Genomic DNA, 22,048 nt, shown 5'->3' with positions numbered 1-22,048 from the left:
AGCCCTGTTGACCGCCACGTACCGCCAGCCGGGTGTCGTCCTCACCGACCGCCACTTCACCGTGCCCCTCGACCACGACGACCCGGCGGGGGAGAGCATCGAGCTCTACGCCCGCGAGGTCGTCGCCGGTGAGAAAGCCCGCCAGGACCTGCCCTGGTTGCTCTATCTTCAGGGCGGCCCGGGCTTCGGGGCGAACCGTTTCATCGGTAAGCCGTCCTGGCTCGGCCGCGCCCTCAAGGAGTACCGCGTCCTCCTCCTGGACCAGCGCGGCACCGGTCACTCCACCCCCGCCAACCGTCAGACCCTCCCGCTGCGCGGCGGCCCCGCCGAACAGGCCGACTACCTCACGCACTTCCGCGCCGACTCCATCGTCCGCGACTGCGAGGCCATCCGCCCGCAGGTCACCGGCGGCGCCCCCTGGACTGTCCTCGGCCAGAGCTTCGGCGGCTTCTGCACGGTCAACTACCTGTCCACCGCGCCCGAAGGCCTTGCCGCGGCCGTCATCACCGGCGGCCTGCCCTCCCTCGACGCGCACGCCGACGACGTCTACCGGGCCGCCTACCCCCGCATCGAACGCAAGGTCGCCGCGCACTACGCCCGCTACCCGCAGGACGTCGCACGCGCCCGCCGCATCGCCGACCACCTCCTCCACCACGAGGTGACCCTGCCGAACGGCTACCGCCTCACCGCCGAGGCCTTCCAGTCCCTCGGCATCCTCCTCGGCGGCAGCGAGGGCAGTCACCGCCTGCACCACCTCCTGGAGGAGCCCTTCGTCCGCACCCCGCGCGGCACCGAACTCGCCGATGCCTTCCAGGAGGACGTACAGGCGCTCCTGTCGTACGCGAGCCACCCCCTCTACGCCCTCGTCCACGAGGCGGCCTACGGTCAGGACGAGCGCCCCACGGCCTGGTCGGCCGAGCGGGTGCGCGCCGAGTTCCCGCAGTTCGACGCGGCCAAGGCCCTCGCGGGCGACGGACCGCTCCTGTTCACCGGCGAATCGATCCACCCCTGGATGTTCGACGTCGACCCGGCCCTGCGCCCGCTGCGCGAGACCGGTGAACTCCTCGCCGCCCGCACCGACTGGACCCCCCTCTACGACCCCGCGCGCCTCGCCGTCAACGAGGTCCCGGTCGCGGCAGCCGTCTACCACGACGACATGTACGTCGACACCACCCACGCCCTGGAGACGGCGCGCGTGATCCGGGGGCTGCGCACCTGGGTGACGAACGAGTTCGAGCACGACGGCGTACGGGCCGGCGGCCCCCGGGTCCTGGACCGGCTGCTCGCCCTCACCAGGGACGAGGCATGAGATCACCTTTCCGGGCTAACCTGCGACCATGACCGAGCCGACGATCACTCAACTCCAGCCCATGCCCACCGACTGGCAGCGCGCCCTCGCCGTCGTCGCCCACCCGGACGACCTCGAGTACGGCTGTGCGGCGGCCGTCGCCGCCTGGACCGACGAGGGCCGCGAGGTCGCCTATCTGCTCGCGACCCGCGGCGAGGCCGGCATCGACTCGCTGGAACCCGAGAAGTGCGGCCCGCTGCGCGAACGGGAGCAACGGGCCAGCGCGGCCGTCGTGGGCGTGTCGACGGTGGAGTTCCTCGACCACAAGGACGGTGTCATCGAGTACGGGCTCGGCCTGCGCCGGGACATCGCCGCCGCGATCCGCAGGCACCGGCCCGAACTGGTCATCACCCTCAACCACCGCGACACCTGGGGCGGTTTCGCCTGGAACACCCCCGACCACGTGGCGGTCGGCCGGGCCACCCTGGACGCCGCGGCCGACGCCGGCAACCGCTGGATCTTCCCCGAGCTCGTCGAGCAGGGCCTGGAGCCCTGGACCGGCGTCCGCTGGGTCGCCATCGCCGGCTCCGCCTCGCCCACGCACGCCGTGGACGCGACGCCCGGACTGGAGCGCGCGGTGGGCTCGCTGCTCGAACACCGCAGCTACATCGAGGCACTGACCGACGAGGACCCGGAGACGTACGTCCGTGGCTTCCTGACGGCGGGCGCCGAGCGGACGGCCGAGCGGTTCGGCGGGAAGCCGGCCGTGGCCTTCGAGGTGTTCGCCCGGTAGGCCCCGGAGGGGCGGGCGACGACATGCCCGCCCGAATATTCCGGCATATGGTTCATTTCGTGAATACGAGGACAGTGCATCTGGCCGTGGCCGCTGCCCTGGCGAGCGGCGTGCTGGTGGTGTCGTGCAGCAGCGACGACAGCGGCGGCTCCAGCTCGCCGTCGGCGCGGCCGACGGCGCCCGACACCGCCTCCTTCTCGGGCAACACGCCGTCCGCGCTGGAGTCCAAGGCCGCCTCCGCCGTCGCGTCGGCGCGCGCCTCCGCCTCCGCGGCGGCGTCGTCGGCCTCCGCGGCGGCGGCCTCCTTCGAGGCCTCCGTCTCGGCCGAGGTCGAGCGCGCCAACAAGGCCGCCCAGAGCGAGCTGAAGGACGTACAGGGGCAGGGCAACGCCATGTCCGAGGTCGCCATCACCGGAAAGCCGCGCGCCCAGACCGCCGGACTGCTCGCCGTCGTCGTCACCATCACCAACAAGACCGACAAGAAGGCGTCGTACGCCGTCCAGGTCGACTTCCTCGACTCCTCGGGCAAGACGGTCGAGACCCGCTATGTCGGCGCGGAGGACCTCGAACCCGGCGAGAAGGCCCAGCCGCTCGCCATCAGCCGCAAGCCTCCCGAGCCGGTACTGACCCCGAAACTGGTGAAGGCACAACGGTATTGAGGCGTACGGCGGTCAGCGGTCGGCGTTGAGCGCGTGCACCGCGCCCTGCGCGTCGCCGATCGTCGCGTAGTCCACGGCGATGAAGTTCACCGGCCTGCCCCGCTCGCGCTCGCACCGGTGAACCCGGTCGAGCACGAACCGGCGGGCGTTGACCTCCCCCGCGTCCAGGCGGCTGCCGCCGTCGGCCGTGATGAAGTGGTTGAGCAGGAACAGCCGTTTGCCGGTGCCGCCTCGGTGCGGAACGCAGCTCATCTCCGACGGGGTGCGGAACGCGAACGGCGTCTCCATGCCGTAGCGGTAGAAGTTCCGGTACCAGGCCGCCGGTCCGTCGGCCTGCTCGGCGAAGACGACCAGCCGCCGCCCGCTGTCGATCAGCTCGCCCAGGGTCGGCCAGGGCTTCGCGGGATCGGCGTCCGGGGTGTGCACGAGATCGGTCAACCCGGCCTGGGCGAAGGCCTTTTCGGTGTCCTCGCCCCTGATCGCGTCCTGGACGATCAGGGTCACGACCTCCGTCGGATGGGCCCGCATCCAGTCGCCGAGCTGCTTGAGCGCGGGCACCAGTTCGATCGCGCCGGCCCGGCACACCGCGTGACACAGCCAGAGTCCCTCGCGCGGCGGGTTGAGCTTGGCGACGGCGGCCGCGATGAACTCCCGCTGCTCGGGCGTGAAGTCGGAGTCGGCCAGCCGCCCGGCGACCTCGTCGGGCCGCTCCCAGCGGTAGGTGTCGAGCTGCAGCGCGCGCACGCCGTCGTCCAACTGGGCCGTGATGCCGGGGTCCTGGAGCGGGCCGATGAACCGGTCGACCGTGGTCGACATGGCGTTGTGGGAGGTGAGATAGGCGACCTCGTCGTAGGGCCGGTCGCACAGCCGGGCCTGTCCCTCGCACAGCCGGGGTGCGCCCGCACCGGCCGTCAGCGGGACCAGCAGGATTCCGGCGACGGCCGCGCCGCTCGCGGCGAGCCCCAGGCCGCGGATGCGGGGGACCGAGAAGGCGGGCCGGGGGCGGACCTCCAGCAGCCAGGCCGCGCCCGCCAGGAGGGTGCCCAGCGCCACCGGGACCAGCGCGGTGGCCAGGGCGGTGGTCGTGAAGCGGTCGAAGGCGGAGTGCTGGAGGTCGCCGACCAGCCGGGCCAGGCTCGGCGGCCAGGTCGACGGCGGGTCGATCACCCGTCCGCCGGTGGCCAGGCGGACGACCGCGGCGGCCAGCGCACCGACCAGGCCGCCTGCGGCGATCGCCCAGCCCAGCAGGGCCAACCGGCGGGCGGGAGGTGCGGAGCTCAGGAACCACAGGGCCAGGAGGGAGCCGACGAGCAGGACGGCCGCCAGGGTCTCCGCGAGCCCCAGGCCGACGGCCGTGTAGGGGCGTATGCGGTGGAGGGCCGTGAGGTCGTTGCCGGAGGCGGCCAGGGTCTGCGTGACGTTCCAGGTGGTGCCGCCCGCGGTGGCGCGCAGGCGGGCCGCCGCGTCCCGGGTGCGGTCGGTCACCACGGCGGGCGCCACGGTGGCCAGGGCCGTGGCCACGTCCCCGTCGGCCAGCGCCGCCCGGACCTCCGTGCGCAGCGCATCCCGCTCCGCCTCGGGGACGGCGAGCAGCAGGGCGTCGGCCGCCGTGCCGGCCTGCTCGTCGGTCAGCGGAAGGCTCGGCAGGCCCCCCGGGGCGTGTCCCGCGGACACCTCGCGCAGGGCGGCCGACAGGTCGGCGGAGAACGTGGCGAAGTCGGGCTCGGCGCGGTCCTGGATCCCGGAGACGAGGTCGCCGAAGTAGACCTGCGCCAGGTCGTTGAGGTTGCCGAGGAACGGGGCGAGGTCCACCTTCAGCACCAGGCTGTCGCGGTCGCCGTTGAGGTAGCCGACCACGGCGTCGATCTGCCGGCCGGTGAGATCGCGGACCGAGTCCGGGGGCAGCACCAGCTTGATGTTGGAGGTCACCTGGGCCTCCGGCACCGGCAGCCGGGCCAGCAGCGGGCGGGTGACGGCGACGGCGTGCGGATCGACCAGGACCTCGTCGTACAGGCGGTCGTACGCCCGTTCGTCATTGAGCACCGAGCGGTAGAAGGAGGGCGACACGAGCGTGCTGCGGGCGGTGGCCGTCGCGATGCAGACGGCCGTGCACAGGACGGCCAGCACGAAGGCCGCGACGCGCGCCGGACTGCGGGACGGGACCGGGGCCATGGCCGAAACCTCTGGATCGGTGACGCCCTCATCGTCCGCCTCGGGGAGGGGCGCCGCAATCGGGGAAAACGGGGTGGGGAGGCCCGTGGACGCGTGATTTGATCAACAAGCCGCGGACGCGGCACCGCGAACGGGACGGGGAAGCGGAATGACGGAGACGGATCTGCTGGCCGGGCGTTTCGAGGAACACCGCGGCCGGATGAAGGCGGTCGCCTACCGCATGCTCGGCTCGCAGACCGAGGCGGAGGACGCCGTCCAGGAGGCCTGGCTCAAACTGAGCCGCAGCGACGCCGACGGGATCCAGAACCTCGGCGGGTGGCTGACCACCGTGGTCGGAAGGATCTGCCTCGACATGCTGCGCTCGCGCGGCGCACGCCGTGAGCAGCCCATCGACGAGACGTTCGTGCCCGACCCCGTGATCAGACCGCTCTCGGAGATCGACCCCGAGCAGGAGGTGCTCCAGGCGGACTCGGTGGGCCTCGCGCTGCTGGTCGTCCTGGAGACACTGGAGCCCGCCGAGCGGCTGGCGTTCGTGCTGCACGACATGTTCGCCGTGCCCTTCGACGACATCGCGCCGATCGTGGAGCGCAGTTCGGCGGCGACCCGGCAGCTGGCCAGCCGGGCCCGGCGCCGGGTGAAGGGCGCCACCCCGTCGGCGGACCCCGACCTGGGCCGCCGGCGCGAGGTCCTGGACGCCTTCCTGGCGGCTGCCCGCGCGGGCGACTTCGACGCGCTGCTCGCCGTCCTCGACCCGGACGTCGTACTGCGGGCCGACTCCGGGACCCTGGCCGTCGGTCCGGCCGCGTCCAAGCTGGTGCACGGCGCGCGCTCGGTCGCCGAACAGGCCATGTTCTTCCGGCAGGCCGTGCCCGCCGCGCGGTTCGCACTGGTCAACGGGGACATCGGCCTGGTCAACGTGGTCGACGGAAAGGCCGTGTCGGTGCTCGGTGTCACCGTCTCCGGGGGCCGGATCACCCACATGTACATCCTGGCCGACCCCGAGCGGATGGCCCGCCTCCAGGTGCCCGCCCTCGACGGCTGACGGGACCGGGCCCGGCCCGCGTCAGGCGGCGGCGAGCAGTCGCCGGTCGCGGCTCGGGCCCACGACCCGGCCGTCGGGCAGCAGTTCACCCGTGTCGTCGAAGACGATGGTGCCGTTGCACAGCAGACTCCAGCCCTGTTCGGGGTGGGCCGACACGATGACGGCGCAGTGGTGGTCGGTGCTGTCGGCGGTGGGGCACGGGGGCTGGTGGGTGCACATGACGGTCTCCTCGTCGCGAACGGCTCCTGCCTCGTCGGCTGCTACCTCAGTGGTAGCCGAGCTTGTTTTCAGTTGTATGAGAAGACCCCCACAACGCCGGAAACTCATCGGTGAGATTCGGTTGCGGCACCGCTCGATAAACTGTGCGACATGCAAGACCAGACAGTCGGCCGGGCCGACCTGCGCGGCGACTGCGAACGGTGTTTCGGGCTGTGCTGCGTCGCCCTCCCGTTCACCGCCTCCGCCGACTTCGCGCTCGACAAGCAGGCCGGCAAGCCCTGCCCGAACCTCCGCGGCGACCACCGCTGCGGCATCCACGCCGAGCTGCGGCAGAAGGGCTTCTCCGGCTGCACGGTGTACGACTGCTTCGGCGCCGGACAGAAGGTCTCGCAAGTCACCTTCGGCGGGGCGGACTGGCGCACGGGTTCCCGCGAGGACGCCCGGCGGATGTTCGACGTCTTCCCGGTCGTACGGCAGTTGCACGAGCTGCTCTGGTACCTCGCCGAGGCCCTCGACCTGGACGCCGCCCGCCCGATCCGTGCCGACCTGCGCCGCGCCCTGGACCGGACCGACGAGCTCACCCGTCAAACCCCGGACGAACTGGCCGAGTTGGATGTCCCGGCCCACCGCCAGGAGGTCAACGCCCTGCTGCTGAAGACCAGCGAGCTGGCCCGGGCCGGTATCCGCGGCCGCAAGAAGGACCGCCGGGGTGCCGACCTGATGGGTGCCCGCCTCAAGGGCGCCGACCTGCGCGGCGCAAGCCTCCGCGGGGCCTACCTCATCGCCGCCGACCTGACCGGCGCCGACCTCAGGGGCGCGGACCTCATCGGCGCCGACCTGCGCGACGCCGATCTCACCGACGCGGACCTGACCGGCGCGATCTTCCTGACCCAGCCGCAGCTCAACGCGGCCCGGGGCAGCGCCGGCACCCGTCTGCCGGGCTCAGTCACGCGCCCCGTGCACTGGACAACGCGGCTCTGACGACGCCTCGTCGACCGCCTCCGCCGGGGCGAGCCCCGCAGGCGTGACCGCCCGCCGCTCCAGACGCAGCCGCAGCCCCTCCGGCATCAGCGTCAGCCGCTCCGTCACCTTCAGCCGGTAGTCCGGATCGGCGCGCAGCTCGTAGCGGCGCAGCAGCAGGCCCAGCACCAGCGTCGCCTCGTGCAGCGCGAACTGTCGGCCGATGCAGGCCCGCGCGCCCGTCCCGAACGGCTTGAAGGTGTGCGGGGCCCGGGACCGTACCGCCTTCGGATCGAAGCGGTCCGGGTCGAAGCCCTCGGCGTCCGCGCCCCACACCTCGGGGTCCCGGTGCAGCAGCATCGTCAGGACCAGCGCCCACGCGCCCCGCCGCATCGGATGGTCCCCGCCCAGCACCGTGTCCTCCCGCGCCTCCCGCGCGAAGGCCGGCGCCGTCGGCCACAGCCGCAGCGCCTCGTCCAGCACCCGGCGCACGTACCGCAGCTTGGCCACCTGGTCGTACCCGGGCACCTTCGCGTCACCCCACACGGCATCCACCTCGGCACGCGCGCGTGCGGCGATCTCCGGGTGCCGGGAGAGGTAGTGCAGGGCGAAGGAGAGCGCGCCCGAGGTCGTCTCGTGGCCGGCCACCAGGAAGGTGATCACCTGCCGGCGCACGTTCTCGGCGGACAGCCGCTCCCCGGTGTCCGGGTGAGCCGTGTCCAGCATCCGGTCCAGCAGATCGCCGTCCCCGCCCGCCGCCCGGCGGGCCCGGACCAGGGCGTCGACCGTGCTGTTGAGGTAGGCGATGTCGGCCTCGTTGCGGCGGGTGGCGCCGCGCAGCAGGAACGGCGCCAGCGGCACCGGCACGGTGTTCAGGCGCTGGGCGTACGTCAGTGTGCCCACCATCGCCGAGACGAAGGGATGCGGCCGGTCGCGCTCGAAGGAGCCGAAGTCGTGTCCGAACCCGGTGCGCGCGATCGTCTCCAGCGTCAGCTTGGTCATGTCGCCGGGCACGTCCACCGACCGCCCCGCCGCCAGCTCGCGGTCCCAGTGGTCGGTGAGGTGCCCGGCCACCGCCAGCATCATCGGGTGGTAGGCCTCCATGGCCTCCCGGCTGAAGCCGGGCGCCAGGACGTCGTGCGCCAGCTGCCAGTTGGGCTCGTGGTTGTACGCCGTGAACAGCCCGTCCCCGGCGACCGGCCGGAGGTTGGCGACACCGAGGCCGACGTGCTTGGCGAAGCGGGACTCGTCCGCCATGTCGGCCGCGAGCTCCGCGCCCCACACGAACACGAACTCGTTGCCGAACGCCTTGCGCCGGAAGATCGGCCCCAGCTGCCGTCCGAAACGCATCGAGTCCTGGACGGGCGTGCGCCGGTTGACGCCGAGCACGTCCCCGAGGAGCGGGACCCGGCGCGGCGGATGCGGGATGCGCCGCAGCTCGGGCCAGCCCTGCTCGGCGCCGCGGAACCCCTTCGGCAGCGGTGCCCGTGTCGTCGTCTCCGCCATGACGCGATCTCCCTCGAACCAGCGGCAGTCTGAGCCTGTTGTACGTGGGTTCAATAACGCGGCCCAGTCTCGTCCCGTTGTTGAACCCACGTCAAGTAAAGTGCGGTCATGTCCGCGAACCAGGGCGCGCGCACCCGCCGTCGGCTCAGTACCGAGGAGCGCCGAGAGCAGCTGCTCGCGGTGGGGGCGCGGCTGTTCTCGGAGAGCCCGTACGACGAGGTGTGGATCGAGCAGGTCGCCGAGATCGCCGGAGTCTCGCGGGGTCTGCTCTACCACTACTTCCCGACCAAGCGGGACTTCTTCCTCGCGGTCGTCGAGCGGGAGAGCGAGCGCATGCTGCGGATGACGGCCGCGGTGCCGGGAGTTCCGGCACGCGACCAGCTCACCGCCAGCCTGGACACGTTTCTGGAGTACGTCGACACCCATGCGCACGGCTTCCGCGCCTTCCATCGCGCCGACGCGGCCGGGGACCAGGCGGTGCGCCGGGTCTACCAGCGGGCGCTGGGCGCGCAGGAGCGGCAGATCCTGGCGGCGCTGGCCGCGGACCCCGAACTCGGCCCGGTCGCGCGGGAGTTGCCCGATCTCAAGCTCGCGGTCCGTGGATGGCTGGCCTTCACGACGGCGGTGTGCCTGGAGTGGCTGCGGGGTTCGGACCTGACGCGGGAACAGGTCCGTGATCTGTGTGCCCGTGCGCTGCTCGGCGTTCTCGTTCCCTGATTCCCGCCGGAACTCTCATACGGGCGTGGTTGGCGTACACCCCGATCTTCGATAGGTTAGGCAAGGCTTACCTAAGAAGGAGGTTCCGGGATGGGTGACAGCCAAAGCTGGACGGCCGCGCCTGCCGCGGCGGAACGGGCCCGCTCGGTGCTCGCCGTCGCATGGTCCTGCGCGGTGACCGCGGACGGCGGTCGCGAGGAGTTCGTCGGCGCGCACACCGTGGACGAGGACGGCCGGGTGCACGTGCGTGTGCCCGAGGGCAGCGCCCTGCTCGCGGCTGCGATCTGCGCGCCCCGCGGCGAGCCGAACGCCGTGCTGGAGTTCGCCGACGTCGCGCCCGTCCCGGTCCGCGGCCGGATCCGGGCCCGGCTCTGGCTCGCCGGGTACTTCGTGCCCGAGGACGACCACCTGGTCTTCCACCCCACGCGGGTGGTGCTGCGGCAGCCGTCCGGCGCGGTGGTCGTCGACCTCGACGAGTTCGCGGCCGCAGCGCCCGACCCGCTGGCCCTCGCCGAGTCCCATCTGCTGACCCACCTCGCCGACTGCCACGGCGACGCCGTCGAGCGGCTCACCCGCCTCGTCGACCACGCCAGCCTGCACGGCGCGGTCCGCGTCCAGCCCCTCGCCGTCGACCGGCACGGACTGACGCTGCGCATCGAGCGCAACCGCGCCCACGGCGACGTACGACTGGCCTTCCACACCCCCGCCGACGACGTCGGCCAGCTCACCGAGCGCATGCACGTCCTGCTCACCCAGGCCGGCGCCGTCTCCTGCCCGCGCGCCCTACAGCGGCAGCGCACAGACGGCGACCGGTGACGCGAACGGCTCGCCCGCGAGCCGCAGTTCACCGCTCTCGCCGTCCACGTGGAAGACGCTGACGGTGCTCGACCTCTGGTTCGCCGCGAACAGCAGACTCCCGTCCGGCGAGAGGGCGATCTGCCGCGGGAAGTCACCCGCCACCGGCACCGTGTCCAGCAGCCGCAGCCGGGCGCCGTCCGCCTCGATCGCGTAGCGCGCGATGCTGTTGTCGCCCCGGTTGGCGAGATAGGCGTACGAGCCGTCGGCCGTCACCAGGATCTGCGCCGGGTAGTTGGTGCCCGCACCGGAGCCCGAGGACTGCTCCTCGCCGATCGTCAGACGGCCGCTGGACGGGTCGTACGCGCAGACCGCGACCGTGTCGTCGACCTCGTTGGCCAGATAGGCGTGGCGTCCACCGGGGTGGAAAGTGAGGTGGCGGGGGCCGGCGCCGGGGCGGGTGTGTGCCTGGGAGACCTCGGTGAGGGTGCCGCGGCGCTCGTCGAGGCGGTAGGTGTAGACGGTGTCCGTGCCCAGGTCGACCGCGAGCACATGGCCGCCGTCCGGGCTGGTGACGAACTGGTGGGCGTGCGGGCCCTGTTGGCCCGGTCCGGGCGCCGGGCTCGAGTGCTTCACCAGGTCGGTGCGCTCGCCCGGCGCCCCCTTGGCGTCGATCGGGTGCACGGCCACACTGCCCGAGGCGTAGTTCGCGCTCAGCAGCCAGCGGCCGCTCGGATGCACGGAGAGGTGACACGGGCCGGCCCCGCCCGTGCCGCGGCTGCCCAGGACCTTGCGGTCGGCCAGGCGTACGGCGGTCACCGCGCCGTCGTCCTGCTCGTCGACCGCGTAGAGCGTACGGCCGTCCGGGTGCAGGGCGAGGTAGGACGGGTCGGAGATCCCCGTGAGGGTCCCGGCGCCGGTGATGCGGCCGGTCCCGGTGTCGTACGTGGCGAGGCCGATGCCCTTGCCGCCGCCCTCGACCGAGGTGTAGGTGCCGAGGTACAGGGGCCGGGGACCGGTGGGCGTCTTCGACGGCCGCGGCGAGGGCGGTGCCGTGGACGGCTCGGCCGAGGGCTGTTCGGTCACGGCGGCCACCGCTTTCTCTGACCCGGAGGTGCCCTTCGGCGGGGCGGGTGCGGGCAGTGCGGTTGCCGCGGCCGCGCCCGCGAGCGCGCCGACGAAGCGGCGCCTGCTCCAGCCGCCGCCCGCCGCTCCTGTCCCACTGCCCATGTCCGCACCTCAGGTGATCGCTTGCCCCGGCCGTGACAAGCCACCATGACCCGGACCACCCCACCCGTGCAAGAACGGCACCAGGCGTTGCGGAGGCTGCAACGGGTCGGGCGCCGCCTACCAGTCGCCGTCCTCGACCGGCTTGCCCGGCGCGTCCTTGAGGGGCTTCACCTGGTGCGGGGTGGGATCCTCCCAGGGCTCGTGGTCGTCCCCGAGCCAGTCGCCGACCGGCTTGACCGCCTCCAGCATGTCCGTGGGCGCGAGATCCACGGCGTCCTGGTCGTAGTAGTCGTACCAGGGCAGTCCGGCCCGGGTGTACGCCGCCCGGTCCACCGGTGACGGCGGGGGAGCCTCGCCGGTGATGCGGCGCCACTCCGGCGGGGTCACCAGATGCACGAACACGCGCCCGGCGGGCTCCTCGGCCCAGTCGTTCAGGGGCCGGTCGTCCCGGTAGACCTCCTGCCGCATCGAACCGCCGACCCCGAGCCCCATCGCGGCGGCGGCCCGCGGCATCGCCGCCGCGCCCGGTGCGGGCGGCGCCGACATCGGCAGCGCCGTCCCGTAGCCGCCGGCCGGCAGGGTCAGCGCGCGGGTCCGCTCCGCCCGCCGCCGCTCATCCTCGCGCCATTCGGCCAGCCTCTGCTCACGCAACGGGAAGACCTGGAGCTGTACGCCGCCCCACACCTCCTCGCCCGTGACCTGGCCCTCGACCGTCGCCCCCAGGCCCAGCGGCACGGCCACGAACTGGCGGACCGTGCCCTTCCCGGAGTTGATCCCGTCCAGCCAGGGCTGGCGGGGGAGGACCACGTAGTTCTGCGGTTTCCGGGTCAGCCGGTCGCTCCACTTCTTGCCGGAGACCGCACAGACCTTGCCGACGCCGACCTGCAGCGCCGCCGGTTCCGTCGTCCCGGCGAAGCTCAGCCACATGGCCTCGCGCAGATACACCGGCAGCATCACACCGCCCCGCGCCCGCCACTGCTCCGGCACGGTGTCCGGGTGGTCGGAGACCCGGCGGACCGGGAACTCGCCCAGTCCCGGAGGCAGTGGGTGAGTGCCCGTCTCGGGCAGCCGCAGCGTGCGGACGAACCGCACCGCCACGCCGCCCGGCAGGCGCAGTGTGTTTCCGTCGATCCGCACCGTCGTGTCGCTCATGCGCCGCCCCCAACCTTCCGGTGCCGAAGACGTGCGTGCGCCGCCCCCGGTGACTTCGTCACCTAGAACGACGGGCGCCGCCGGCTTGGTTCCGGCGCAGCACCTCCGGCACGCGCAGCAGCCCGGAGCCGTGCAGGCTCTCGCGCAGCCGGGTGATCCGCGGCATGCGCTCGCGCTGCTCCAGGGAGGCGCGGTCCAGCTCCTCCAGCAGCCGGCGCGAGCGGTGCTCGGTGTCCATCTCGTCGAGGATGCGGTTGACCTCGGTCAGGACGGCGCCGTACAGCTGCCAGGTGCGGGCGTCGCGCTGGACCTCCTCCAGGAGCAGCTGGGCGAGCTTGTCGCGGGTCGCCGCGGCCTGCCGCAGCTCGGCGGCCAGCCGCGCCTCGGCCGACTGGGCACTCGCGCTCACGCTGGCGGTGACCAGCACCGCGAAGCTGACCACCGCGTCGGCGATCTCCGACAGCAGCCGCTCCACGGCGGCCCCCGTCTCGGGCGCGAACAGCCGCTCCGGATCGCGCTCCTTCGCCAGGTCGGTCAGAGTGCGCGCGAGCACCCGCAGTACGACCGTGCAGATCTCCAGCGTGTCCAGCCCCGTGCGCAGCACCACCCGGTGCAACAGGCCTTCACGCACGCGTGGATTGAGCCGCAGGCTGTCCTCGGCCTGTCTGAGCGCCGCGTCCACCTCGACGATGTCGTGGTCGAGTCGGCGCGCCTCGTGCAGCCGCTCGGTGGCGTGCTCGACCGGCGTACGGCCCGCGGCCTCCTCACCCATGCGCAGCATCAGCTGCCGCACCCGCCGGGCCAGCCCCTCGATCGACTCGCCCGCCTCGTCCACCCACACCGGCGGCGCGAGCAGCAGATTGCAGCCGAGCCCGACGACCGCGCCGATCAGCGTCTCCACGATCCGCGCCCAGGCCGTGTCACCGACGGTCGTGACCCCGAGCACCAGCATCGCGCTGATCGCCACCTCGGGCACGTACTCCTCGACCCGCACCAGCCGTCCCACCGCCAGGGAGGCCACGATCAGCAGCGCGAGGCTCCACCAGGTCAGGCCCACCAGCTGGCTGAAGGCGATGGCGACCAGGACGCCCGCCACCACCGAGTTGACCCGCCGGATGCCGTTGGTGAGCGTGGCGTAGAGGGTGACCTGGACGACCAGCAGCGCGGTGAGCGGCGCGGTCAGCGGGGCCGCCTCCGGGCTGAGGCGCAGGGCGACGACGTACGCGAGCGTCGCCGCGACCGCCGACCGCAGCGTCTGCACGACGACGGGATCCCGTCGCCGCTTCACGGACTCGACGACGGACTCGGTCCACGCACGTACCTCTCGCACCTCGGGATGTTCCCTTTCCACGGATTCATTCGGATGGTCATTGCGGACCGTAACTGTCCGCAATGACCCCTAGATTGTTGGCAACGGCCGAAGGACGGCAAGAGGGGAGAACGGTGATGGCGGACACCCGAGACTTCGAGGTTCTCACACGTGCACACGCCTATCTCGCCGAGGTGGTGGCCGCGGTGCCGCAGCCGGCGTGGGGAGCGCCGACGCCGTGCACCGAGTGGACCGCCCGGCAGGTCCTCAACCACGCCCGCATCGACCAGCAGGGATACGGCCTCGCGATCACCGGGGGACGGCCCGACTCCGACCCGTTCCACCCGGCCGACGCCCTCGACGGGGACCCGGTCACCGAGCTCGACAAGGTACTGCGGCAGGTCGCGGACGCGTACGCCGGGGTGGCCGCCGACGCCGAGCAGGTGCCGACCCCGCTCGGACCGCTGCCCGCGCCGTTCGCCGCCGCGGCGGCCGCGATGGACGCTGCCGTGCACGCCTGGGACATCGCGGTCGCGACCGGGCAGGACCGGCCGCTCGGCGAGGAACTGGCCGAGGGGATCTGGCCGGTGGCGGAGCGGCTCGTCGACCATCTCCGGGACTCGTACCAGGTGTTCGCCCCCGCCCGGGAGCTGACGGAGGGCTACGACAGGGCCGAGGCGCTGCTCGCCTTCCTCGGCCGAGACCCGCGCTGGGCCCCGGCGACGGCCTGACGCGTCCGGCGCAGCGCGCCCGAGACGACGACCAGCAGGAACAGCCCGACCAGCCAGTTCGTCACCGCGGAGAACTGGTTGACGACGAAGTCGAAGAACTGCCCCGCCAGCAGGTCCACCAGCAGGGAGGCACGCAGCAGCCAGAGCCCCCGCACGCGGTCGCCGCGCAGCCGCACCGCCCCGGCCACCGCCAGCCCCAGCATGACGGCCGAGCACACCACGAGTCCGGTCACCGCGCCCCACTCCGGCTCGTGCCGCAGCCGCCCCGCGGCCAGGTCCCGGCCGACGCCGACGAGCAGCACCGCGCCCTGCAGCACGGTCCAGGTCAGCGCCGCCGACAGCGTCACCCGGTGCGCGCACAGGGCGGCGACGGCACCTCGCCCGCGCGCCACCGCGTGGCGTACGACGTCCGGCACGCGCACGCGTGGCCGCGCCGGGGCCGGCTCCACGCACTCCAGCAGCCGGACCAGCGCCAGGTCCACGGGCCGCGTCGAACCCTCCAACGTCCGCAGAGCGGAACGGCGTTGGGCCTCGGTGAGCCCGGACACGACGCCGGTGAGCGCGAGGTCGGCGGCGCGTGCCGTGCGCGCCGCCGGCGGGCCGGGGCGCCGCACCACCCACCGGCTCAGCACCACCAGCCCGGCGAAGGCGAGGTAGATCAGCCCGGCGGCGGGCCGGTAGAGATAGCCCCCGCCGTCGCTGACCACCTTGCCGATCTCGTCGATGAACAGCCCGAACCCCACCCCGCCCGCCAGCGCCCCGCACAGGCGCACCCGGCGGCCGAGGAAGACGAGCAGCACCAGCAGGCCGCCTGCCATCAGCAAACCGCCCCAGAGCATGTGGGCGATGTGCAGTCCGGTGCCGTGGCCGCCCAGTTTTGGGTAGCCCATGCGGGCGAGCAGCCAGCGGGTGAGCAGCACGGTGGCGATGCCCGCGAGCAGGAACACCCGCAGATCGGTGCCGGTCGTCGCCGTCCGCGAGGGCAAAGTGGGCCGCCAAGTCGTCATGACTGCAGGATCGCGGCCGTACCCGCCGGGGATCCATGAGGCCAGCCCCCGTCATCGCGGGGGGTTTGGCACCCCTCGGGGGGGTGTACGGAGGACCGCTGGATGGTGCCCGACTCGCCCCGCACACAAGAAAAATCGCCGAGGCGTTCCGATCAACCGTGACAAGATCGCCCCGATCGGAAGGGGAGCCGATGGACTTCGGGCACGTCGAGTCGGTGCGGGCGCGGGCGGCGCTGCGGCATGTCGCCGCGCGTTCGGCGGGCCCGGCCGTGAGCGCGGAACTGCGGATCACGCTGAACTTCCACCCCGACCGGCTGATCGGCGGGCTGCCCGTGCTGGTGGCGCTGGCCCAGGACGGCGCGTACCACTCGCAGTTCGTCACCGGCACGAGCAACGGCGGGCTCACCGCGCACCCGGGCGGCGACCGCTGGCGCTGGGAGAGCCGGATCTTCGGCGGCGCCTACGACGACGGGGGCCCGCACGAGCGGCCCGTCTACGGCGCGCTGAACTTCCGCCGCCAAGTCGTCGGCGCCGCCCCGCGCTTCGGCTCCTCGCACTTCCGGCTCACCGCCGACGCCCTCACCCGCACCACCTTCTGCTACCCCGACAGCGCCGCCGAGCCGACCGACTTCGGGGTCGCCGCCGGAATGTCCCTCATCGCGCTCGCCGAGGCCGACGAGCAGGACGCCCTGAACGACTACATCGAGGCCCAGATCCATGGCCGCGTCCTGCTCGACCGGCACGTGGAGGCGCTCGTGCTGGACGCGAGCTACCGCGGCACGCCGGTCGAGGCCGCGGCCCGTCAGTTGCCCTGCCCGCTGGAGTGGCACCCCGGCTACCGGCTCACCGTCGCCGAACTGCGGCGGCACGGCGACTACCGCGGGCAGGAGTACGTGGAGCTGGGCGCCCGCATCGCCCAGGACGGCCGGATCGACCCGCGCATCATCGGGGACGCGGCCCGCACCGGCCGCCACGAGCTCCAGTGCCTGAAGATGACCTGGCACACCCTCGCCCGCTACGGCGCACCGGAGGGAGCGGGCACGGCTTGTGCGCAGGGTGCGGGCAGCGGCCGTGCCTCCGGAGAGAGCGCCGCTTGATTCGCAATCATGCGCACGGGCGGCGTCCCTACACGGCGAGCCACACCGCCCGGTCCGGTGCCAGCCGGCCGTTCTCCAGTGGGCCGCTGGACAGGAGTACCGACGTGTGGTCGGGCAGGCGGCATGCCTCGGGCGAGAGGTTGACGACGCAGACGAATCCGGGGTCACGGCTGAAGGACAGGACTCCGGCGGGGGCGTCCAGCCAGGTCAAGGTGCCGTCGCCCAGGGCGGGATGCTCGCGGCGCAGACGCAGCGCGGCGCGGTAGAGCTCCAGCATCGAGTCCGGGTCCCCGCTCTGCGCCGCCACGCTCAGCTCCGCCCACGCCTCCGGCTGCGGCAGCCACGGCTCGGCCCGCGCACCCTCCGCGCTGAAGCCGTACGGCGCACTCCGCCCCGACCACGGGATCGGCACTCGGCAGCCGTCCCGCCCCCGGTCGGTGTGCCCGGACCGCTCCCAGACGGGGTCCTGCAGCACCGCCTCGGGCAGGTCCTCGACCTCGGGCAGACCCAGCTCCTCGCCCTGATAGACGTAGGCCCCGCCGGGCAGCGCCAGCATCAGCAGGGCCGCCGCCCGGGCCCGCCGCGTGCCCAGCTCCAGGTCCAGGGGGCCCTCGGGCCGGTACGGCTCGTTCGCCACCCAGCGCCGGGCGACCTTGCGGCCGTAGCGGCTGGGATGGCGTACGACGTCGTGGTTGGACAGGACCCAGGTCGCGGGCGCGCCCACCGCGCCGAGCATCGCCAGGGAGTCGTCGATGACCGCACGCAGGTCCTTCGCGTCCCAACTGGACATCAGGAAGTCGAAGTTGAACGCCGTGTGCAGCCCGTCCCGGCGGACGTAGGCGGCCAGCCGTTCCGGGGTGTCCGCCCACGCCTCCGCGACGAACGACCGGTCCCCGGGGAACTCGTCGGCCACCCGCCGCCACGCACGGTAGATGTCGTGGACCTCGTCGCGGTCCCAGTGCGGATGGTCGAGATGCCGGCGGGGCCGCTCGGCCGCCGCCTCCTCGCGGGGCGGCAGGTCGGGCAGTTCGGGGTGCTTGATCAGGCCGTGCGCGACGTCGATGCGGAAGCCGTCCACGCCCCGGGAGAACCAGAACCGCAGGATCGACTCGAACTCGGCCCGCACTTCGGGGTGTTGCCAGTTGAGGTCCGGCTGCTCCGGTGCGAACAGGTGCAGATACCACTCCCCGTCGGGCAGCCTCGTCCAGGCCGGGCCGCCGAAGCAGGACACCCAGTCGTTGGGCGGCTCGGCACCGTCCGCGCCGCGCCCCGGCCGGAAGACGTACCGCTCCCGCTCCGGGCTGCCCGGCCCCGCCGCCAACGCGGCCCGGAACCAGGCGTGTTGGTCCGAGGTGTGGTTCGGCACGATGTCCGGGATCACGCGGATGCCGTGGCCGTGCGCCTCCTCGATCAGCCGCTCGGCCTCCTCGACCGTGCCGAACAGCGGGTCGATCTCCCGGAAGTCGGCGACGTCGTAACCGTGGTCCGCCATCGGCGACTTGTACCAGGGGTTGATCCAGACGGCGTCCACGCCCAGCGACCTGAGGTACGGCAGCCGGGAGCGCAGGCCGGCGATGTCACCGACGCCGTCGCCGTTCCCGTCGGCGAAACTGCGGATGTAGACCTGGTAGATGACGGCGTCGCGCCACCAGGGCGCCGGGACGTCGGACATAGGGGCGCTCACTCCTCACCTGTGACAACGCTTGCAAGCTTGGAGCCTCGCCCGGGGCACCGTCAATGAGCCCTCCGTCGGCGCCCGCGTGACAGCGCTGTCACGGCTCCCGTACACCCGTGCTAGCGTCCGCGCATGTCGCCAGCTCAACGGCACCCCACGATGGCCGATGTCGCCGAACGGGCCGGGGTCTCCGCCTCCACCGTCTCGCGCGCCCTGCGCGGCTTCGCGAACGTCTCGCCCGAGGTCCGCTCGCGGGTCGAACTGGCCGCCCGCGAACTGGACTTCGCCGTCTCCCGGCACGCGTCGAGCCTCGTGACCGGCAGGACCGGTGTCGTCGCCGTCCTCGTGCCCACCCTGAACTCCTGGTTCATGGGCTCGGCGCTGTCCAGCCTGGGCCCGCTGCTGCGCGCCGCCGACATGCAGCTGGCGGTCTATGTGATACCCGATCTGGCCGAACGGGCCGCGTTCTTCGAGCAGTTGCCCGCCCGGCGCAACGCCGACGCGCTGCTGGTGTTCTCCTTCGACCTCACCGAGGAGGAGAGCGCACGGCTCGACGACCTCGGGATGCCCGTCGTGTACGTCAGCCAGCACGCCGACGGGCGGCCGAGCGTGTACGTCGACGACGTCGCCGGGGCCCGGCACGGCACCCGGCACCTGCTCAACCTCGGGCACCGGCGGATCGCCTTCCTGCAGACGGCGGGCGCCACCGGCTTCGCCTTCAGCGCGCGCGAGCGGCTGCTCGGCCACCAGCAGGCGCTCACCGAGGCCGGAGTCCCCCTGGACGACTCCCTCGTCGTGGCCACCGAGACCGACGGCAAGCGCGGTGTCGCCGAGGCGCTCGGCAGGCTGCTGAGCCTGCGTGAGCCGCCGACCGCCGTCTTCGCCGAGCAGGACGAGCTGGCCGCCGACCTCGTCTGGACGCTGCGCCGGGCCCGGATCGAGGTGCCGGAGCGGATGTCCGTGCTCGGCTTCGACGACCAGCCGGCCGCCGAGTGGTTCGAGCTGTCCACGGTGGCGCAGTCGCCGTCGGAGATGGGCCGTGTGGCCGGCGAACTGGCCCTGGAGCTGATCGACGACCCCGACGGGGACCACCACCGACACGTCGTCCTGCCGACCCGTCTCATCCCACGCGCCAGCACCGCCCCGCCGCCCGTACCGGAGAAGGATCCCTGCTGAGGGCGTCGGTGGGCGGGAGGCGTTCCGTACCCTGTTCCGGAAGCGCAGGCGGACGCCGACGAGCCGGCCGCCGCGGGTTGACGGGACGGAAGGGGCGGGGCGTTGGTGGACTCCTGGGAATGGGCCCGGCGGGTGCTGGAGGGCGCGGGGCTCGATCCCGACCTGCTCGCCGGGCTCCGGCCGCTGAGCGGCGGCACGTACAACACCGTCGAGGAGCTCCTCCTCACCGACGGCACCCGTTACGTCCTCAAGGTCCCGCCCGCCTCCACCGTCCCCGGCATGCGCTACGAGCGCGGACTCCTCACCGCCGAGGCGGAGTTCTACCGCGCGGCCGCCGTGGCCGAGGTCGCCGCGCCGCGCGTCGTGGCCCTCGGCGAGGACCCCGCCGTACCGCACCTGCTCATGACGGCCTGCCCCGGCGACCCCTGGGACGAAACGGTCACCGCTCCCGAACGAGCGGTTCTGCGCCGGGAGCTGGGCCGCCAGGTGGCCCGGCTGCACACGGTGACCGGGCCGGCCTTCGGCTACCCCTCCGGCGCCCTCGGCCCGCTCGCCCCCGACTGGCGCACCGCGTTCACGGGCATGATGGAGGCCGTCCTGGACGACGCCCTGGACTACGGAGCCCGGCTGCCCCGCTCCGTCGACCAGGTGGCGGCCGCCCTCCGGCTCGGCCGTCCCGCGCTGGACGAGGTCACGACCCCCGCACTGGTCCACTTCGACCTGTGGGACGGGAACATCCTGCTGGACCGCCCGGCGGGGCAGGAGCCCCGCATCGGCGGGCTCATCGACGGGGAGCGGATGTTCTGGGGCGACCCCCTCGCGGACTTCGTCTCGCTCGCGCTGCTGGGCGACATCAAGAAGGACAAGGCGTTCCTCGCGGGCTACCGGGAGGCGGGCGGCCGGGCCGAGTTCGACGCCCCGGCGCGGGTGCGCCTGGCCCTCTACCGGGCCTACCTCTACCTGATCATGCTCACCGAGACGGTCCCGCGCGCGGTCGACCAGGAGAAGGAGCGCTGGGTCCAGGCCGTGGTCGCACCGGAACTCGTCTTCGCCCTGGAAGAGGTCGAGGAGCTGACGTCTTAGCTCACATCGTGAACTAAGGGTTGGAGGAAAGTCGCGCCGGGCCTGCGGTCGGAGGTATGTTGCAGGTCGAAAAGGGTGCGAAGGGAGCCACATGGCAGGGCGGAACGGGCGCACGGTGCGCGACCTCAGGCGGGCCAACCGCACGGCCGTGCTGCAGCGGCTCTACTTCGACGGACCCCTCAGCCGCTTCGAGCTCGGCCCGGCGACCGGGCTGAGCTCCGGCTCGGTCAGCAACGTCGTCGCGGACCTGGTCGCCGACGGCCTGGTCGAGGAGGCCGGCAGCGTCGACTCCGACGGCGGCCGGCCCCGCACGCTGCTGCGGGTCGCGCCCGGCAGCGGGCACATGATCGGCGTCGACGTCGGCGAGACCCGGGTCCGCGTCGAGCTGTTCGACCTCACCCTCACGGAACTAGCCCGCGCCGAGCGGCCCTTGGAGCAGCAGCGGTACGAGGTCGAGGTGATCGTCGGGCACATCCGCGACGGCATCGACGAGGTGCTCGCCGGCGCCCAGGTCCCCGCGGACCAGCTGCTCGGCGTCGGCATCGGCGTCCCGGGGATCGTCGAGTACACGCCGGACCGGGGTGCCGTCGTCCACGGGCAGACCATCGGCTGGGACGCGGTCCCGCTGGAGAGCCTGCTGCGGGACACGTCCCAACTCCCGGACTCCGTGCGGTACTTCATCGACAACGGCGCGAAGACCCTGGGCCAGGCCGAGATGTGGTTCGGCGGTGGCCGGGGCGCGCGCAACGCGATCGTCGTCCTGTTCGGCTCCGGTGTCGGCGCGTGCCTGGTGACGCCCGAGGTGGAGCGCGGCCGGGCGGTCGAGTGGGGGCATCTGACGGTACGGGTCAGGGGGCGGCGGTGCCGGTGCGGTGCGCTCGGATGTCTGGAGGCGTACGCCGGGGCGGAGTCGCTGCTCGACCGGTGGCGTGAGGAGGGCGGGCGGCCGCCGGAGGGGACGGACGAGGAGACGGCGCTGACGGCGATGCTCGCCGCGGCGTATCCCTCCGAGGGGTCGGCCGACGCTGTCGCGCTCTCGGTCCTGGAGGAGACCGCCGAGTATCTGGGGGCGGGGCTGTCCGACCTGATCAATCTGTTCCAGCCCGAGCGGATTCTCATCGGCGGGTGGGCGGGGCTGCAGCTCGGTGCGCGGTTCCTGCCCGCGGTGCGGCGGCATGCGGCGTCGTACGCGCTGCGGTATCCGGCGGAGAAGGTGGCGATCGAGCTGGGGCGGCTGGGGCCGGACGCGGTGACTGTGGGGGCGGCGATCTTGCCGCTCGCCGACTTCTTCGCCCGTGGGGGGCGGCGGCCCGAGCCTGTGCCGGAGGGGCCGGCCCCTGCCTGGCAGACGGCGTTGGAGGAGCGGGCTCCGCATTAGCGGAGCGCGCTCCGCATCGGCTGTCGGCTTCACAAGGGGCCCCAGGTTTCAGCCGTCCC

At 73.0% G+C, this 22,048-nt stretch carries 20 protein-coding genes; 12 read left to right on the top strand and 8 right to left on the bottom strand.

The window, feature by feature from the left end:
• Positions 1-7: 7 nt before the first annotated feature.
• From MQP27_RS24320 to MQP27_RS24310, 3 genes are read left to right on the top strand one after another with little or no spacing between them, the layout of a single operon-like run.
• On the top strand, positions 8-1,309 hold the full coding sequence (locus MQP27_RS24320; protein WP_242767500.1) for an alpha/beta fold hydrolase: 1,302 nt from the start codon (positions 8-10) through the stop codon (positions 1,307-1,309).
• A gap of 28 nt (positions 1,310-1,337) precedes the next feature.
• Entirely contained in the window at positions 1,338-2,081 is a 744-nt protein-coding gene (locus MQP27_RS24315; protein ID WP_242767499.1) for a PIG-L deacetylase family protein, read from the top strand.
• 59 nt (positions 2,082-2,140) lie between these two features.
• A complete protein-coding gene (locus MQP27_RS24310) occupies positions 2,141-2,740 on the top strand; it encodes an FxLYD domain-containing protein (protein WP_242767498.1) in 600 nt (199 codons plus the stop codon).
• 12 nt (positions 2,741-2,752) lie between these two features.
• Here MQP27_RS24310 and MQP27_RS24305 read toward each other — a convergent pair whose 3' ends face one another.
• Positions 2,753-4,912, bottom strand: a complete 2,160-nt coding sequence (locus tag MQP27_RS24305) for a phosphoinositide-specific phospholipase C-related protein (RefSeq protein ID WP_242767497.1) — start codon at positions 4,910-4,912, stop codon at positions 2,753-2,755.
• Positions 4,913-5,060: 148 nt separating this feature from the next.
• Here MQP27_RS24305 and sigJ point away from each other — a divergent pair, with 148 nt between their 5' ends.
• The gene (gene sigJ, locus MQP27_RS24300) at positions 5,061-5,954 is read left to right on the top strand and encodes an RNA polymerase sigma factor SigJ (protein WP_242767496.1); all 894 of its coding nucleotides are present in this window, start codon (positions 5,061-5,063) and stop codon (positions 5,952-5,954) included.
• A gap of 21 nt (positions 5,955-5,975) precedes the next feature.
• Here the strand turns inward: sigJ and MQP27_RS24295 are convergent, their stop codons facing one another.
• A complete protein-coding gene (locus MQP27_RS24295) occupies positions 5,976-6,173 on the bottom strand; it encodes a DUF5999 family protein (RefSeq protein WP_242767495.1) in 198 nt (65 codons plus the stop codon).
• Between the two features lie 150 nt (positions 6,174-6,323).
• Here MQP27_RS24295 and MQP27_RS24290 point away from each other — a divergent pair, with 150 nt between their 5' ends.
• Entirely contained in the window at positions 6,324-7,154 is an 831-nt protein-coding gene (locus tag MQP27_RS24290; protein WP_242767494.1) for a pentapeptide repeat-containing protein, read from the top strand.
• Here the strand turns inward: MQP27_RS24290 and MQP27_RS24285 are convergent.
• Positions 7,116-8,639 (bottom strand): cytochrome P450, encoded by a 1,524-nt coding sequence (locus MQP27_RS24285; protein WP_242767493.1) that lies wholly within the window; start codon positions 8,637-8,639, stop codon positions 7,116-7,118. The two genes, MQP27_RS24290 and MQP27_RS24285, sit on opposite strands and share 39 nt — an antisense overlap.
• A gap of 108 nt (positions 8,640-8,747) precedes the next feature.
• Here MQP27_RS24285 and MQP27_RS24280 point away from each other — a divergent pair, with 108 nt between their 5' ends.
• Together MQP27_RS24280 and MQP27_RS24275 are read left to right on the top strand one after the other, a co-directional pair.
• Positions 8,748-9,356, top strand: a complete 609-nt coding sequence (locus MQP27_RS24280; RefSeq protein ID WP_242767492.1) for a TetR/AcrR family transcriptional regulator — start codon at positions 8,748-8,750, stop codon at positions 9,354-9,356.
• Positions 9,357-9,446: 90 nt separating this feature from the next.
• Entirely contained in the window at positions 9,447-10,172 is a 726-nt protein-coding gene (locus MQP27_RS24275) for a DUF2470 domain-containing protein (RefSeq protein ID WP_242767490.1), read from the top strand.
• On the opposite strand, the gene MQP27_RS24270 is transcribed toward MQP27_RS24275, so the two are convergent.
• The 3 genes from MQP27_RS24270 to MQP27_RS24260 form a co-directional block, all read right to left on the bottom strand.
• A complete protein-coding gene (locus tag MQP27_RS24270) occupies positions 10,140-11,381 on the bottom strand; it encodes a lactonase family protein (RefSeq protein ID WP_242767489.1) in 1,242 nt (413 codons plus the stop codon). The two genes, MQP27_RS24275 and MQP27_RS24270, sit on opposite strands and share 33 nt — an antisense overlap.
• Before the next feature lie 117 nt (positions 11,382-11,498).
• A complete protein-coding gene (locus MQP27_RS24265; protein WP_242767488.1) occupies positions 11,499-12,533 on the bottom strand; it encodes a hypothetical protein in 1,035 nt (344 codons plus the stop codon).
• Positions 12,534-12,591: 58 nt separating this feature from the next.
• Positions 12,592-13,863 (bottom strand): FUSC family protein, encoded by a 1,272-nt coding sequence (locus tag MQP27_RS24260; RefSeq protein ID WP_242767487.1) that lies wholly within the window; start codon positions 13,861-13,863, stop codon positions 12,592-12,594.
• Between the two features lie 116 nt (positions 13,864-13,979).
• On the opposite strand from MQP27_RS24260, the gene MQP27_RS24255 reads away from it, so the two are divergent.
• Entirely contained in the window at positions 13,980-14,573 is a 594-nt protein-coding gene (locus MQP27_RS24255) for a TIGR03086 family metal-binding protein (protein ID WP_242767486.1), read from the top strand.
• Here the strand turns inward: MQP27_RS24255 and MQP27_RS24250 are convergent.
• Positions 14,504-15,580: a hypothetical protein gene (locus MQP27_RS24250; protein WP_242767485.1), complete on the bottom strand. Its 1,077-nt coding sequence runs from the start codon at positions 15,578-15,580 to the stop codon at positions 14,504-14,506. The two genes, MQP27_RS24255 and MQP27_RS24250, sit on opposite strands and share 70 nt — an antisense overlap.
• Before the next feature lie 191 nt (positions 15,581-15,771).
• Here MQP27_RS24250 and MQP27_RS24245 point away from each other — a divergent pair, with 191 nt between their 5' ends.
• Positions 15,772-16,677: a DUF3626 domain-containing protein gene (locus MQP27_RS24245; protein WP_242767484.1), complete on the top strand. Its 906-nt coding sequence runs from the start codon at positions 15,772-15,774 to the stop codon at positions 16,675-16,677.
• Positions 16,678-16,705: 28 nt separating this feature from the next.
• Here the strand turns inward: MQP27_RS24245 and MQP27_RS24240 are convergent, their stop codons facing one another.
• Positions 16,706-18,349, bottom strand: a complete 1,644-nt coding sequence (locus MQP27_RS24240) for a glycoside hydrolase family 13 protein (protein ID WP_242767482.1) — start codon at positions 18,347-18,349, stop codon at positions 16,706-16,708.
• 135 nt (positions 18,350-18,484) lie between these two features.
• Here MQP27_RS24240 and MQP27_RS24235 point away from each other — a divergent pair, with 135 nt between their 5' ends.
• The 3 genes from MQP27_RS24235 to MQP27_RS24225 all read left to right on the top strand — a co-directional run bounded on the left by MQP27_RS24235 (position 18,485) and on the right by MQP27_RS24225 (position 21,989).
• Complete coding sequence (locus MQP27_RS24235; protein WP_308289982.1) at positions 18,485-19,528, top strand: LacI family DNA-binding transcriptional regulator; 1,044 nt, start codon at positions 18,485-18,487, stop codon at positions 19,526-19,528.
• Positions 19,529-19,630: 102 nt separating this feature from the next.
• The gene (locus MQP27_RS24230; RefSeq protein ID WP_242767480.1) at positions 19,631-20,611 is read left to right on the top strand and encodes a phosphotransferase family protein; all 981 of its coding nucleotides are present in this window, start codon (positions 19,631-19,633) and stop codon (positions 20,609-20,611) included.
• 91 nt (positions 20,612-20,702) lie between these two features.
• Positions 20,703-21,989, top strand: coding sequence for an ROK family transcriptional regulator (locus tag MQP27_RS24225; RefSeq protein WP_242767478.1), 1,287 nt, complete (start codon positions 20,703-20,705; stop codon positions 21,987-21,989).
• Positions 21,990-22,048: the final 59 nt, after the last annotated feature.

It is taken from the genome of Streptomyces cylindrosporus (assembly GCF_022698165.1).
Taxonomy (GTDB): domain Bacteria; phylum Actinomycetota; class Actinomycetes; order Streptomycetales; family Streptomycetaceae; genus Streptomyces; species Streptomyces cylindrosporus.
The sequence above is the reverse complement of the archived record's forward strand: the minus strand, read 5'-3'. Positions and strand labels throughout refer to the sequence as shown.

What these genes read in the sequence shown, in the direction of transcription:
- MQP27_RS24315 (WP_242767499.1), top strand. Translation starts at nt 1,338, where the DNA reads ATGACCGAGCCGACGATCACTCAACTCCAGCCCATGCCCACCGACTGG.
- MQP27_RS24305 (WP_242767497.1), bottom strand. Translation starts at nt 4,912, where the DNA reads ATGGCCCCGGTCCCGTCCCGCAGTCCGGCGCGCGTCGCGGCCTTCGTG.
- sigJ (WP_242767496.1), top strand. Translation starts at nt 5,061, where the DNA reads ATGACGGAGACGGATCTGCTGGCCGGGCGTTTCGAGGAACACCGCGGC.
- MQP27_RS24295 (WP_242767495.1), bottom strand. Translation starts at nt 6,173, where the DNA reads ATGTGCACCCACCAGCCCCCGTGCCCCACCGCCGACAGCACCGACCAC.
- MQP27_RS24290 (WP_242767494.1), top strand. Translation starts at nt 6,324, where the DNA reads ATGCAAGACCAGACAGTCGGCCGGGCCGACCTGCGCGGCGACTGCGAA.
- MQP27_RS24285 (WP_242767493.1), bottom strand. Translation starts at nt 8,639, where the DNA reads ATGGCGGAGACGACGACACGGGCACCGCTGCCGAAGGGGTTCCGCGGC.
- MQP27_RS24280 (WP_242767492.1), top strand. Translation starts at nt 8,748, where the DNA reads ATGTCCGCGAACCAGGGCGCGCGCACCCGCCGTCGGCTCAGTACCGAG.
- MQP27_RS24275 (WP_242767490.1), top strand. Translation starts at nt 9,447, where the DNA reads ATGGGTGACAGCCAAAGCTGGACGGCCGCGCCTGCCGCGGCGGAACGG.
- MQP27_RS24270 (WP_242767489.1), bottom strand. Translation starts at nt 11,381, where the DNA reads ATGGGCAGTGGGACAGGAGCGGCGGGCGGCGGCTGGAGCAGGCGCCGC.
- MQP27_RS24265 (WP_242767488.1), bottom strand. Translation starts at nt 12,533, where the DNA reads ATGAGCGACACGACGGTGCGGATCGACGGAAACACACTGCGCCTGCCG.
- MQP27_RS24255 (WP_242767486.1), top strand. Translation starts at nt 13,980, where the DNA reads ATGGCGGACACCCGAGACTTCGAGGTTCTCACACGTGCACACGCCTAT.
- MQP27_RS24250 (WP_242767485.1), bottom strand. Translation starts at nt 15,580, where the DNA reads ATGACGACTTGGCGGCCCACTTTGCCCTCGCGGACGGCGACGACCGGC.
- MQP27_RS24245 (WP_242767484.1), top strand. Translation starts at nt 15,772, where the DNA reads ATGGACTTCGGGCACGTCGAGTCGGTGCGGGCGCGGGCGGCGCTGCGG.
- MQP27_RS24240 (WP_242767482.1), bottom strand. Translation starts at nt 18,349, where the DNA reads ATGTCCGACGTCCCGGCGCCCTGGTGGCGCGACGCCGTCATCTACCAG.
- MQP27_RS24235 (WP_308289982.1), top strand. Translation starts at nt 18,485, where the DNA reads ATGTCGCCAGCTCAACGGCACCCCACGATGGCCGATGTCGCCGAACGG.
- MQP27_RS24225 (WP_242767478.1), top strand. Translation starts at nt 20,703, where the DNA reads ATGGCAGGGCGGAACGGGCGCACGGTGCGCGACCTCAGGCGGGCCAAC.